This is a genomic window from Sporosarcina thermotolerans, assembly GCF_030067815.1.
GTDB lineage: Bacteria > Bacillota > Bacilli > Bacillales_A > Planococcaceae > Sporosarcina > Sporosarcina thermotolerans.
The window spans coordinates 14904-28319 of sequence record NZ_CP125968.1 but is presented as its reverse complement, the minus strand read 5'-3'; the positions used below and the strand labels follow the sequence as shown (position 1 = coordinate 28319).

Genomic DNA, 13416 nt, shown 5'->3' with positions numbered 1-13416 from the left:
TATGTGGGATGAATGAGCCGGAAGGGGAAACAGGATTGATGTTTGCTAAGGATATTGGAATTGACCTCGGAACTGCCAATGTGTTGATCCACGTAAAAGGAAAAGGGATTGTGCTTGACGAACCGGCTGTTGTTGCCATTGACAAGCAATCGAATAAGGTTTTGGCTGTCGGTGAGGAAGCCAGTAAAATGGTCGGTAGAACACCGGGGAACATAGTTGCGATCCGACCGATGAGAGATGGAGTAATCGCTGACTTTGACGTGACTGAGGCGATGCTACGCCATTTTATCAATAAGTTGAAAGTAAAAGGGTTTTTGTCGAAACCACGAATACTTATTTGCTGTCCGACGAACATCACAAGTGTCGAACAGAAAGCAATCCAGGACGCTGCAGAAAAATCCGGCGGGAAAAAAATCTATCTTGAAGAAGAGCCTAAAGTCGCAGCAATTGGCGCAGGTATGGACATTTTCCAACCAAGCGGGAATATGGTTATCGATATTGGCGGTGGAACGACGGACGTCGCAGTTCTGTCGATGGGGGATATCGTCACTTCCGAGTCGATAAAAGCTGCTGGCGACATGTTTGACAATGATATCATTCAAGCTATAAAAAGAAAGCATAAACTACATATCGGCGAACGTACAGCTGAAACGATTAAGAAAAGCATTGCAACCGTATTCCGTGGCAGCCGAAAAGAAGAGATGGACATTCGTGGACGAGACATGGTTTCGGGGCTACCGCGTACAATCACAATTAATTCCGAAGAAATTCGGGAAGCGTTGAATGAATCTATAGAAATGATCGTTCAATCGGCGAAAAACGTTTTGGAAAGAACACCTCCGGAACTTTCCGCCGACATTATCGACCGCGGCATTTTCCTTACTGGGGGCGGCGCGTTAATGCATGGGATTGACCAACTCCTCGCAGAAGAACTGAAGGTTCCGGTATTTGTATCGGACAACCCACTTAGCTGCGTTGCAGTCGGGACAGGCATTCTTCTTGATAACATCAGTAAATCAGGACGTTATTGATTTAGCATAACGCTTCTTCCTGTTAATTAAAAATAAAGTATAGATGAAAGGAGGCGGGCATCCATGTTCCGAGGATTTTACACAGCAGGCTCCGGTATGATTGCGCAACAGCGCAGGACGGAAATGTTAGCGAATAATATGGCGAACGCAAACACGCCGGGTTTTAAAGCCGAACAGTCAACGATTCGGTCATTCCCTGAAATGTTCATGTCCACTGTAAACGCTACGCGAATCCCAACGGAAAAAGGCCTTCGCTATAAAGGCTTAACTCCAGTCGGGCCGCTTTCAACAGGCGTTTACATGCAAGAGACATTGCCGCTATTCACACAAGGTTCGCTACGGGAAACCGGCATGACGACTGACGTTGCACTCATTGATGTCAATTTGCCAGTCAATACGGAAACCGGCGAGCGTGGAACTGTCTTTTTCAGGCTTGAGAATGAAAATGGAAATGAACTATACACGCGGAACGGTAATTTCACGATTGACGCGAACGGCAACTTGACGAATCCGATGGGGTACTATGTTCTTGACGCAAACGGACAACGCATTCAATTGCAAAATGATGAGTTCTCGATTTCTGACACTGGGGTCATCATGCAGGATGGGGCAACCGTTGCAACACTCGGTGTTTCATTCGCGGAGCAGCCCTCCTCGCTTTTGAAACAAGATAATGGCCTGTTTGCAAGTCAAACCGGCAACCTGCCGGGCGCACAAGGCGGCTATTCATACCAGCAGGGTTATTTGGAAGGCTCGAATGTTGACGCAGCGAAGACGATGACGGACATGCTTGCCGCGTTTAGGGCATTCGAGGCGAATCAAAAAATACTTCAGGCATACGACCGTAGCATGGAAAAAGCAGTGAATGAAATTGGCCGTGTCAATTAAGACACGATGTAAAAGGAGCGGGAACGAATGATACGATCGATGGCAACAGCAGTAAATACGATGAATCAATTACAGAGCCAAATCGACTTAATCGGAAACAACCTTGCAAATTCATCGACTCATGGATACAAGTCCGGTGCAGCCAATTTTCAGGAATTGCTTTACCAACAATTCAATAATGATAAGGCCGATACGGCAGAGCGCAAATCACCGGCAGGAATCCGCTATGGCGTCGGTGCAATGTTAGGATCCGTGCAAATGAATACTACTGTCGGCACATTGCAAACGACAGGACGGGAACTCGACTTTGCGTTGACGACACCGAAACAGTACTTCAATCTCATTAGACACACCGAAAATGGTGAGCAGACGGTTTACACGCGTCAAGGAAATTTCTATGTTTCACCTGTAGAGGGCGGCAACCTCATGCTTGTCAATGGGGACGGCTACGCGATTGCGAATAGTGCTGGCGAGCCGATTGTTTTCGCAGACAATGTAAAAAATTACACGTTGCTTCCGGAAGGTGTCCTTCAGGTAACGGATAAGGATGAGACAATCCGTCAATATCAAATGGGCATCACTAAGTTTGAACGTCCCAACTTGATGAATCGCTTGTCCGCGACATTATTCTCACTTCCTGATAATATGGATGAATTAGGCGTGAATCCTGAGGACGTACTAACGGAGATGATCGGCGCGAATCGAAGTCAGATCGGAGTGGAGAATGGACAGCTTGAAGCATCCAATGTGAATCTCCAAAAAGAGATGACGGACCTCATTAGTGTACAACGTTCTTATCAATTCAACGCACGGACAGTCACGCTTGCCGATCAAATGTTAGGTTTGATCAATAACATTCGATAAGCGTTAGGGAGAATTCGATATGATTGAAGATAAGCAAAAGAATCCCAGTTGGGACCATACAACAGACAATACGGAACAGCAAACCGTCGTCTCCCGCTCAGAGCGCAACCAGCAAAGGAAGCGGAAACCTGAAAAAGAGGAACCGAGTGCAAAGGGTCGGATTTGGGTACAAGTCCGAATCATACCGATTTGGCTTAGGATCATACTCGTCCTATTGTTATTGGGGGGAGCTGTGGCCCTTGGTACGACAATAGGCTACGGATACATCGGCGACGGCAATCCGGAAGATGCGCTTAAAAAAGAAACATGGATTCACATCATTGATATCATAAAAGGGAAAGAGTCGTAAAGGCTCTTTCGTTTTCATTTCATTATAAAAGTATACATACTTATGGAGGTGGAAGGTTATGCTAACAGCAGAGCAGATTCAAAAAATAATTCCACATCGCTATCCATTCCTTCTTGTCGATAGGATTACTGAGATTGACGAAGGGAAACGAGCAGTGGGCTTGAAAAACGTTACGATAAATGAAGATTATTTTAATGGCCATTTTCCAGGATATCCAGTCATGCCAGGAGTTCTAATTGTCGAAGCACTAGCGCAAGTAGGTGCAGTGGCGATGTTGCAAAAAGAGGAAAATCGGGGTAGACTTGCGTTCTTTGCGGGTATAGATAATTGCCGCTTCAAACGACAAGTCGTTCCAGGTGACACATTGAAACTTGAGGTAGAAATCACAAGAATGCGCGGGACAATTGGAAAAGGGAAAGCAGTTGCAACCGTAGATGGCGAAATCGCCTGCGAAACGGAAATCACATTTGCCCTTGGGCCAGCTGCAAGCGAATCGAATTAAGAATGTGCAAAAGCGCATAATTCATGCACGATATATTGTAGGAGGTACCAAAAGTCATGAAAGATCTTTCTCCAAATATAAAAAGCAGCATCACGCGTTCCATCACTCAAACTTTTGAGCAATATATGACAAGCATCAACTGGGATGAAGACGAATACGACATCGAGGAATTCATCAAAACATGGCGGGAATACATCACCACAAAAGCACTGTGGTACTCAAAAATTCCAGATAAAATGAAAAACGATCCCGCTTTCCACGAAGACCTCGCCCAGCGAATCAACGAAGTCATTCACCGCATTCTGAGCGAACCGCCATCTGAAGAACAAGTTGCAAACATCCAGATGCTGCAGGAAAAGCTCGACAGCTACATGAACTTTCACTGCAAAGCAGAAGCGGCCTACGTTGAAACATTGCTTAAAGAACGAATGGAAAAACAATAAAAAAGTATGGATAGTTCCCTCCTTTTGAGCCAACCTACAAGTATCATACAGTTTGTATGATAGAGGCTTGTGGAAAGGAGGGAATTGTACATGTACAAAAAAGCGATACCGTTCGTACTCGTATCCGGATTGATCCTAACTGCGTGTAACAACAACGTTCCAAAGAACAACGAAACGCCGATGGAAGCTATCGACCGCGGTACACGTGATTTAACGCCAAGAGTCAATAACGGTGCCGGACCAAATTATGATGGCATCAACAACGGCAACGGTGTGAACAACGGTGTGAATGACAACGGAATCATTAATGACGGCAACCGTACCAACAACGGAATCCTAAATAATGATAACCGTAACAACGGAACCATGAATGACAACACAACAACTCCAAATGGCGTCATCGATCGCAACGGAACTAACAACCGCTAACCACAAGCCACAAAGAAAAACCGCCATTTATTGGCGGTTTTTTTGATTTAAATGGCGGGTTCCCATAGAACGTGGTGGACTTCCTATAGACTCAGTGGAACTTCCCATAGAACCGATGTGACTTCCCATAGAATGCGGTGGACTTCCCGTAGAACGCATTGGACTTCCCATAGATCCGGTGTGACTTCCCATAGAATGCGGTGGACTTCCCATAGATTGCGGTGGACTTCCCATAGAACCGCGGTGACTTCCCGTGGAACGTGGTGGACTTCCCATAGAATGTGTTGTAATTCCCATAGAACACAGCAGACTTCCCGTAACCCGCATCCTCTTCCGATATAATGACCACATTCCCTTATAAAAAAAACACTTATTTGTCAAAAGCATTTAGCGCAAAATGTTGCCATAAAAAAGATATAAAATCCCGCGGGAATTTAAATTGATTTACCTTACTTCCTATCGCGCATAGTGAATTTGACAAATATAAAGCTTCTGACCTACCTCAACTTCCGATTTAATGAAATTTTCATATTTCAACGAAAACTTGCATTTGCCTCAAACTATTACAAATTGGTAGACAACGATATACAATGTTTGTTGAGGTGAGAATGTGATTATTAAATTACGGGAAAAGACAAAGCAGATCGAAGGATTGATTGCACTGGAAAGGAGGTTGGCGAATGAGAATGAAAATAAAAAAAGAATTGCAGAGAAACTATATAATTAAAAAGCAGGGTATGCGGGAGAATGCCAATATGATAAATATATGTTGGAGTTCAAGCCACACTATCCCCACGCCATTTTGCATGACGTTTCACTAAAGTTTGAAGGCGTTTATTTTCAAATGGATTCAATTTTAATTTCTCCAGCATCCATCATCATAACCGAAGTGAAAAATTTTGCTGAAAAAATAGTCGTTAAACCGAATCCACTGCAGTTCATCAAAGAGTTTCCAAATGGAAAAAGAATATCAATGCGTAGTCCAATAACGGAAATTGAACGAAAGATTCATTTCCTCGATAGTTGGCTAAGGAAGCGAAATATCCAAATTCCGATAAAGGGAATTGTCGCGTTTGCTTACAATAATGAATTACAAATCGAAGCAAAACCGGAAATGGATATTATGTTCACCTATGACGTCCCGTTGTATCTTAGGTCCCTAAATGTTGACCGGCAAATTATTAGCAAAGAGGGAATTATATCCTTAGCCAATGAAATATGTAAAAGTCACCAGGAATTCAATCCATTTCCGATGGCAAATAGATTTGATATTGATCCTTCAAAGATTCGGCCAGGTGTTATTTGTCCAGAGTGCGGAAGTTTTCATATGAAATGGCAAGATAGAAGATGGTATTGCCACGTTTGTAGGTATAATGGCAGCAATGAACACGAGGAGGCAATGAGGGATTGGTTTATGTTAATTAAAAATACAATGACGAATCGCGAATTCAGGTATTTTGCACAAAATGACTGCCGCTATGTCGCAAAAAACCTTCTACGAAGGTCTTCAAAGAAAATGGTTGGCAGTGGCAGGTTTTCACACTATGAAATTGAGTTAGATAAAAAATCCTTGCATTAATTGAAAATACAATGAAATTATAGGAACCGGGGGCTGCCGTGTAGCTATTATAGTTACTAATTACCCTCATTTAACATTGTAAAATTCCCATCAATTCCGGCGGCCTAAATCTCATAGAAAACCAATTATTGGTCAAAGGCATTTGGCGCGAAATGTAGCCAATTGGCAAGCCAGAAAAGTCCCGCGAGAATTTCTCAGCATTGACCTTCATCCCGTCGCGCTCAGTGCATTTGACAAATCAAGGGGTTGGATTTCCAGCAAAACTTCCCATAGACCCGCCGAAACTTCCCATAGAACGTCCCGGACTTCCCATAGACCCGCCGAAACTTCCCATAGAACGTCCCGGACTTCCCATAGACCCGCCTGAACTTCCCATAGAACGCCGCCGACTTCCCATAGACCCGCCGAAACTTCCCATAGAACGCCGCCGACTTCCCATAGAACGTCCCGAACTTCCCATAGACTCGCCGAAACTTCCCATAGAACGTTCCGGACTTCCCATAGACCCGCCTGAACTTCCCATAGAACGTCCCGGACTTCCCATAGACCCGCCTGAACTTCCCATAGAACGCCGCCGACTTCCCGTAGCCTAACTCTTAATCCTCCTTCTCCCGATCCTTCTTCAACCGTGGCCTCTCACGCATATCGGATTCAAACCGCCGCAACAAATCCTCACCAAATAACCCCTCAGTAATCAACTCTTCCAATAAATGCTCGGCGTATTGAGTGCGGGCGCGCTTCAAGCGACCCTTCATCAAAACGGAAATATTGTCCCGATCTGTTGAACAGTATCTACCGCCACACGGAATCCTGCGGGCTCATTTTCCGGGTAGGAGATGACGACACTTGTATCCAATACTTCTCCGGAATCCTTCCAACCCTGGAACAGCTCCTCATGCTGCTTATCGATGAACATCTCAAGAATCCACATCCGATGACTATTCTCTTGATTAATAATTATCCCATCAATCAACGGAAAGTCTTGAATCTTATCATCAATCAAAACACCGACAGATAACATTTTAAAAGTCTTCAAACGCGCCACCCGCCTCACTTTTTGCTCAAGTATACCATACAGCCGAAAAAAACTTTAGAAACATGCCAAACTCGAATTATCTCGAATAAATGAAAACTTGCAAACCTCGACAGTATCACATTTGGAAATAAAAGGGCTCAAAATCACCCAAAAAGCAGCCGAAACTCGCAAATTTCACCCCCAAAACTCATTTTTGCCGGTTTGTCAGTTTGACCACTCGCTTTGTATGATAAGGGCATCAAGAGATGGAGGGAGGGGAAACAGTGAATCAGGTTGCACTTGTTGGGCGAATTACGAAGGATCCAATTTTGAGAAGGTTGTCGGAAGGAAGGATGCAAACAAGCTTCGTCCTTGCCGTGAACCGCAAATTTAAGAATCAGCATGGCGAAGTGGAGGCAGATTTTATCCTTTGCACGGCCTGGGGAAAACTGCGGAAAATACGGCGAAGCATTGTGGGAAAGGATCCTTAATTGGGGTCGGTGGGCGTATCCAATCAAGAACGTATGAAAGGGAAGACAGAAGTCGTGTATTTGTAACGGAAGTAATCGGTGAAGAAATTAGGTTCCTTTCTACGAAACGCAGGAGCAGCGAAAACCTGTACGATGAGCCTGAATCCAATGTGCAGCAACAGTCCAGTGAAAGTAATAGTGAACAAGAAAACGTAAAGTCGAAGTTTCATTTGCCACAGGAGGAGAAAAGCGGCTTGCCGATTTATTAACCCATCGGGACGATACATATGGGGAGGGATGGCAAGAAAGCGAAAGGTATTTGTACACAAAACTAAATAATGAAATGAGAATATCTACGAAGCAAAAATGATGTAAAGGAATATGGATACTGGATGGATGGGGGTTCGTCCATATCCAAAGGGGAAGCATTGCCTTCCATTGAAGGAATGCTTGCTGCAATGGCCACGATGATCCGGCCGACCAAAAAGCGGCGGGGACCGCTCCGCCGTAAATCTGAAAAAGGGGGTAACGCATAATGGAACAGATGGAAAGAAAGATCATTCGACTCGAAATGCAAGTCGGAGAACTGATCCGCATCCTTGCATTACTGAACGAACGGATGGTGGATATCGAATCAAAACAACTTGGAAAAGTCGTATCCATACATAAACGGCAACCAAAAATGAGAATATAAAAAGCCCTAATTCCTGAAAAGAATTAGGGCATCAAGACTACCGTTCAAAAGACAATAAATCATCCAATTCCGTATCGGACAATTCCGTGAGCCATTGACTCGATTGGATCAAATCTGCGGACAGAGCCGCTTTCTCTGTTAGCATTTTATCAATCTTCTCCTCAATCGTACCGACAGTCACAAACTTATGGACATGGACAAACTTCGTCTGGCCAATCCTGTACGCACGGTCAGTCGCCTGATTTTCAACCGCCGGATTCCACCAACGATCCGCATGCAATACATGATTAGCACCCGTCAAGTTCAATCCAGTACCGCCTGCTTTCAATGAAAGGATGAAAATCGGGAATTCACCGGCCTGGAACGCCTCAACTAAATGATCACGTTGCCCTTTCGGCATGCTGCCTGATAGGAAAGGGACATCAATATCATGCAACTCGCTCAGACATTGGCGGATCAATTGACCCATTCCGATATACTGCGTAAAAATGAGACATTGTTCGCCATTTGCCGCAATATCCGCGGCCATCGACACAATTCGATTCAGCTTCACCGACCGCTCCAACATCTGCGCGGCGGGCGCATGTGGTTCCTTCAGGAAAAGACCTGGGTGATTGCAAAGTTGCTTCAAGCGGCTTAACATCTTCAAAATAAGCCCTTTCGTTCAAAGCCCGTCAACGTATCAAGCTTGAACTTCGTATCCTCTATGAAACTTTCGTAGAGCGCCGCCTGCTCAGTAGTGAGCGGACAATATTCATTCTGTTCAAGCTTCTTCGGAAGATTCAACTGCAAATCAGGATCGTTTTTCGTCCTACGCAATAAAAACGGCCTGATCTTTGCACGAAGTTTCCGTTTCTCAAGCTCCGAATCATCCCGTTCAATCGGAATGATGAACTGATCTGTAAACGTTCGGAAACTACCGAAATACCCTTTGTGAATAAAATCAAAAATCGCCCAAAGCTCGGACAAACGGTTCTCGATCGGCGTACCGGTCAACGCAATCTGATGGTCACCATGTAATTTGCGAATCGCGCGGGACTGCTTCGTTTGCATATTCTTGATATTCTGTGCCTCGTCAAGCGTAATGCTCGCAAACACAGTTCCGCCAAGTGTCTCATCATGCGTCACTGTCCCGTATGTACTCAAAATGACATCCGGCTTTCGTTCGGCAACAAGCTTCTCAAATTCTTCATCCTTAGCCCGTGACGGACCATAATGCGTATGGACAACAAGCGTTGGCGCAAACCGCTCAATTTCCTTCTGCCAGTTTCCTAAAACACTCGTCGGGCAAATGATCAATGAAGGAGCTACTGTTTCAGGTCGCGCATGGATATTCAACAAATAGGAAATCAGCTGGATCGTCTTCCCAAGTCCCATATCGTCCGCCAGACAAGCGCCGAAATTATACTCGCGCATGAAAACAAGCCAATTATAGCCTTCAATTTGATACGGTCGAAGCTCTGCCTTCAAATTCGCAGGCACTCCTGCATCAGGAAGCCCATGTTTATTCGAAATCATATCGACATAATCACGCAACGACTGCTTCATCGAAAACGCAAGAAGGGGATCGTCCGATTCTTCGTCATCATCAATCGGAATAATCTCCTCAGGAATCTCCTGGAACAGAAGATCTTTCACCGTCCACTCACCGGAATCCGCTTGCTCCATAAGCTCGCGGATCCGCTTCAGCCAGAGCGGATCGATATGGAACCATTCATCACCGGAACGGATATACTCTCGATTCTCGTCAACCAACTTTTGGAATGAATCCTTGTCGATCTCCTTTCCGGCAAGAGAAAAGTTCCAATCGAATGAAAGTACTTCATCCAAACCAGCAGCAGCGCGATACGACTGCACACTCGCACTCGTACGGACGCGCATCTTCGACTCCGTCACCGACTTCAACCAAGCAGGGAGAATGACAGGAAAACCGAAAGACTGAAAAACCGGCAAATCTTCCTGGATAAAGATCCGAACCTCGGGATCAGACATCGGCATCGACAAAAAGCGATTGCCCGGCTCCACCTCAATCGAACGTAGGAAAGACACCATCTCGGACTGTTTCTCCGAAATTTCGTCAGCATAATCTTTCCATTTGGCAGGTAACGCATCCGCAATATCTGCATTCATTTTCCGAACAGCAGGCGTCCAATGCGTTCCTCGTTCACTTACGACAACCGTTTCTAACAACCACTCCGTATCCGTTTCGGCATCCGGCTCCGTCAAACGGAAAGCAACACGCATCGGCATGTTCGAAACGGACTCACCCGGCCACCCAAACTCGCGTAGATGCGGCAACAGCGCAGGCAACTGTTCCATTCGCATTCCCGAAGCTTCGATTTTTTCTCGAATCGCATCATGCAAAATCATCGAAGTAAAAACGGAAAGGTTGAGCTTATCCTCGTCAAATCGGATTTTCCCTGCGTCCATCTCAACATGATGCCAAAAATCCGTTTCGGACAAAACGTTCGCGGCCTCACGCAAAGCTGTCAAATGGTCTTCATCCTCAGACGCTGATCCACCGAACGTAGCAAAAGGATGCGTTTTGCCGGAAAATACTTGAATAAAATCATTCGTGTTCAAATGGACGCCTTTTTCATCCGTCGTCGCCAACAAACCGTACATAGCCTGCTCATTATTGAAGAACAGAAAAGAAGAAAGCCTTTCCGGATCAATAGAGCGTCCCGAAGAATCCGTGGCGGAAACCGTATAACTGCCAAGTGCATTTCGATTGATCGACAAATCAAAATGAAGATTCAAAGTACCCTTTTTCGTCATAGATTCAAGTTCCCCTTTTCCATTTCTTCGGATAACGCACGGAGCCTTTTGAACTGCTCGCGAACCGTGTCGATATACCGATTCCAGAAATCCGCTTTTCCGCTCTTTTTCGCGCCGGCCTTCATATTCTTGAACAATTTTACCGCGCGGCGGTAGCTATGACGGTTCTTCTCCTGGATGAACCGTATTGCATACGTATGGAGCAAAGGCATGACAGCAGCGGAATCATTTGAGAGCACAAATTTCAATGTGTCAGGATCAATCCCGTCATAGGGAACATTGAACCTATGCATCAGGGCTGCCCATTCGGCAAAACGTTTTCGTTCAATGAGGAAGTCGCCGAATGTGTCCACACCAGCTGACCCGTAGAGCATGAACAGCTCTTCCCGCCGTTCTTCGGTGAAGGCGGCTTCTTCTAACAAACCGTCAATTTTACGTATAAAGTGATAGCCTTCGTTCGAATTCTTGATTGATTCAAAAAAGGATCTGATATGTGGAAAAATCGTATTCATAATGATGGATAGTGCCTCGTACTCTTCCATCTCCGCTGCTTTATCGGCTAACGGTAGCCAATGATCCAAAAGTTCACCGCCCGCTTTTTCCGCAACTATTGCAAGGGATTCATCATCCCCTTGAGTTAAATAAAAGAAAGCGGCAAAAAACGGTGCATCCACTGAATCATGTTCCCGCAACGAAGCGAGCTCTTTTTCCTTCGAAGCCTGATCGCGATACAAAAAATCCCACAGTATTGAATAGATATCAAGGCGTGCCTGGAAAAGCCCATGATGGCGTAATACCAATCCCGGGAAGTCAATCTTCAACGCATTATAAAAAGCATCCGTCTCAAATGGTCGAGGATTTTTGCCTAACGCTTGGACCTGGCTCCGCAATTTTCCAATTTGTTCGTTGAGCCACGTCTGTATCTGCCACTGCCGGTACGTGAATTGGTTGGATTCCTCCAGTTGCATCCGGAGATACTCCCATGCGGCATCTATGAGGTGCATGCGGTAGAACAATTCAAATAATGGTTTCCACTCATATTCGAAAGGGGATAGAGGAATCACCTTTTGGTCCAATAACGAAGATTCATGAATGAATACATTCGGACTTTCATTAGGGTCCATCTCACGAAGTGGTTTCGTCAGTCTATACAACGCACTGTTCCATGCATTTGGCGTACGTTCTGAAATGGATAGTGCCATTTGTTCTACCTCTCTTCGTTGCCAATCATGCTGCCATTCCGTTAACGACTGGAATCGGGCATACAGGAAAAAGACAATCGCTATTTTATGCGCACACCATTCACTTTCCCCGCAGGAGCAAGTCAACTCCGTCTCAGGAAAGGCGATCTTCACGTCGATTGCTTCACCCTCATCGACAAGTGTCGCCTCCATTGCCGAACCGTCATCTTCGCACCAAGTGTTAGTGAAAGACCCCCTTCGGACAATGGAAATTGCCTTCCTGATGATCTGTGCCTCTCTATGAATATCCGGACGGAAGGAATGTCTGATTGTATGCATCAACTCATCTATTTTACGCTCATGCAAATAAGAAACACGTTCTACTGTCATGTGCATTGGCTCACTCCCTAAAACTAAGCATTCCCTTCATTATAAAGGTTTTAGACCGCAACCGTAAACGATTTCATTTTAAACTGGTGTTTTCAATAGGATTCAAGTGAAACTGAAGGAAATCTAAATTCAAAGATAAGCATTTATTCAAGAAGCATTGAATACTATAGAGAACAAATCATTCACAAAACAGTCACAACTGTGATAGAATAATAATAATCGGAATATTCAATGATGGAGGGATGAAGATGCTTTCTGTTCAACGTATGACGCCGTTTTTCACAAGCCAGGAAGATTTCCGACTTAGGCTCGTGTTTGCCTATCAGTATTTTTCCATTATTAAGGGCGGTGAAGTGTATCAGTTTGTGCCATCCGAAGGGAAAGAAATCGTTGTGAACGTGAAAAGTCTGCAGGTCGAGAATTTAGGTGAGGTATTCGTCTTCCAGCGAGGGAGCAAGTTCATTCGACTACCACTCTATCAGTTGCTGCTTATATCGGATCTACATTTGCATCTTTCGACAATACTTGAAGGGACGTTGAAGTTGAAAATTGAAGTGCCTGAAGTGGTTATTGAGGAGGCAGGCTATCTTATTGAGGAACTTGAAGCGGAATATTACGATCGCATGATTGACTATGCGTTAGAGACGAAGAACCGAAGCTTATTTATACAATTAACGGAAGGAATGCTCTAATTTTGAATATCAACTCATGAAAAAACACTTATCGTAAGTAAACGATGAGTGTTTTTTATTTTTGTAGTTTACGATAAATAGTTTGTGGGTATAGAAGATTGCTTGCTAACT

At 44.8% G+C, this 13416-nt stretch carries 13 protein-coding genes and 2 pseudogenes; 11 read left to right on the top strand and 4 right to left on the bottom strand.

Going from position 1 to position 13416, the window contains the following annotated elements:
• The first annotated feature begins 38 nt into the window (after window positions 1-38).
• The 8 genes from mreB (at window position 39) to QNH10_RS00120 (ending at window position 6085) form a co-directional block, all read left to right on the top strand.
• Window positions 39-1031 carry a rod shape-determining protein gene (gene mreB / locus QNH10_RS00155; protein WP_283734711.1) on the top strand — a complete coding sequence of 331 codons (993 nt, stop codon included), beginning with the start codon at window positions 39-41 and terminating at the stop codon, window positions 1029-1031.
• A gap of 63 nt (window positions 1032-1094) precedes the next feature.
• Window positions 1095-1919, top strand: coding sequence for a flagellar hook-basal body protein (locus QNH10_RS00150; RefSeq protein ID WP_283733048.1), 825 nt, complete (start codon window positions 1095-1097; stop codon window positions 1917-1919).
• 27 nt (window positions 1920-1946) lie between these two features.
• On the top strand, window positions 1947-2783 hold the full coding sequence (locus tag QNH10_RS00145) for a flagellar hook-basal body protein (protein WP_283733047.1): 837 nt from the start codon (window positions 1947-1949) through the stop codon (window positions 2781-2783).
• 19 nt (window positions 2784-2802) lie between these two features.
• Complete coding sequence (locus tag QNH10_RS00140; RefSeq protein WP_283733046.1) at window positions 2803-3132, top strand: DNA-directed RNA polymerase subunit beta; 330 nt, start codon at window positions 2803-2805, stop codon at window positions 3130-3132.
• A gap of 58 nt (window positions 3133-3190) precedes the next feature.
• Entirely contained in the window at window positions 3191-3634 is a 444-nt protein-coding gene (gene fabZ, locus QNH10_RS00135; RefSeq protein WP_283733045.1) for a 3-hydroxyacyl-ACP dehydratase FabZ, read from the top strand.
• Window positions 3635-3690: 56 nt separating this feature from the next.
• Window positions 3691-4077 (top strand): hypothetical protein, encoded by a 387-nt coding sequence (locus QNH10_RS00130; protein ID WP_283733044.1) that lies wholly within the window; start codon window positions 3691-3693, stop codon window positions 4075-4077.
• A gap of 90 nt (window positions 4078-4167) precedes the next feature.
• The gene (locus QNH10_RS00125) at window positions 4168-4506 is read left to right on the top strand and encodes a hypothetical protein (RefSeq protein ID WP_283733043.1); all 339 of its coding nucleotides are present in this window, start codon (window positions 4168-4170) and stop codon (window positions 4504-4506) included.
• Between the two features lie 766 nt (window positions 4507-5272).
• Entirely contained in the window at window positions 5273-6085 is an 813-nt protein-coding gene (locus QNH10_RS00120; protein ID WP_283733042.1) for a nuclease-related domain-containing protein, read from the top strand.
• A 596-nt stretch (window positions 6086-6681) separates the two neighbouring features.
• Here QNH10_RS00120 and QNH10_RS00115 read toward each other — a convergent pair.
• Window positions 6682-7106, bottom strand: a pseudogene (locus tag QNH10_RS00115) (YwpF family protein).
• A gap of 260 nt (window positions 7107-7366) precedes the next feature.
• Here QNH10_RS00115 and QNH10_RS00110 point away from each other — a divergent pair.
• Window positions 7367-7839: pseudogene (locus QNH10_RS00110) on the top strand (single-stranded DNA-binding protein).
• A 266-nt stretch (window positions 7840-8105) separates the two neighbouring features.
• Window positions 8106-8264, top strand: coding sequence for a hypothetical protein (locus tag QNH10_RS00105; protein WP_283733041.1), 159 nt, complete (start codon window positions 8106-8108; stop codon window positions 8262-8264).
• A 37-nt stretch (window positions 8265-8301) separates the two neighbouring features.
• Here QNH10_RS00105 and QNH10_RS00100 read toward each other — a convergent pair whose 3' ends face one another.
• The 3 genes from QNH10_RS00100 to QNH10_RS00090 are packed head-to-tail and all read right to left on the bottom strand — an operon-like array spanning window position 8302 to window position 12619.
• Window positions 8302-8907, bottom strand: a complete 606-nt coding sequence (locus tag QNH10_RS00100; RefSeq protein ID WP_283734710.1) for a DEAD/DEAH box helicase — start codon at window positions 8905-8907, stop codon at window positions 8302-8304.
• 2 nt (window positions 8908-8909) lie between these two features.
• Window positions 8910-11042: a DEAD/DEAH box helicase gene (locus tag QNH10_RS00095; RefSeq protein ID WP_283733040.1), complete on the bottom strand. Its 2133-nt coding sequence runs from the start codon at window positions 11040-11042 to the stop codon at window positions 8910-8912.
• Window positions 11039-12619, bottom strand: a complete 1581-nt coding sequence (locus QNH10_RS00090) for a hypothetical protein (protein WP_283733039.1) — start codon at window positions 12617-12619, stop codon at window positions 11039-11041. The genes QNH10_RS00095 and QNH10_RS00090 overlap by 4 nt, the downstream gene beginning before the upstream one ends.
• 242 nt (window positions 12620-12861) lie before the next feature.
• On the opposite strand from QNH10_RS00090, the gene QNH10_RS00085 reads away from it, so the two are divergent.
• Complete coding sequence (locus QNH10_RS00085) at window positions 12862-13305, top strand: transcriptional regulator (protein ID WP_283733038.1); 444 nt, start codon at window positions 12862-12864, stop codon at window positions 13303-13305.
• Window positions 13306-13416: the final 111 nt, after the last annotated feature.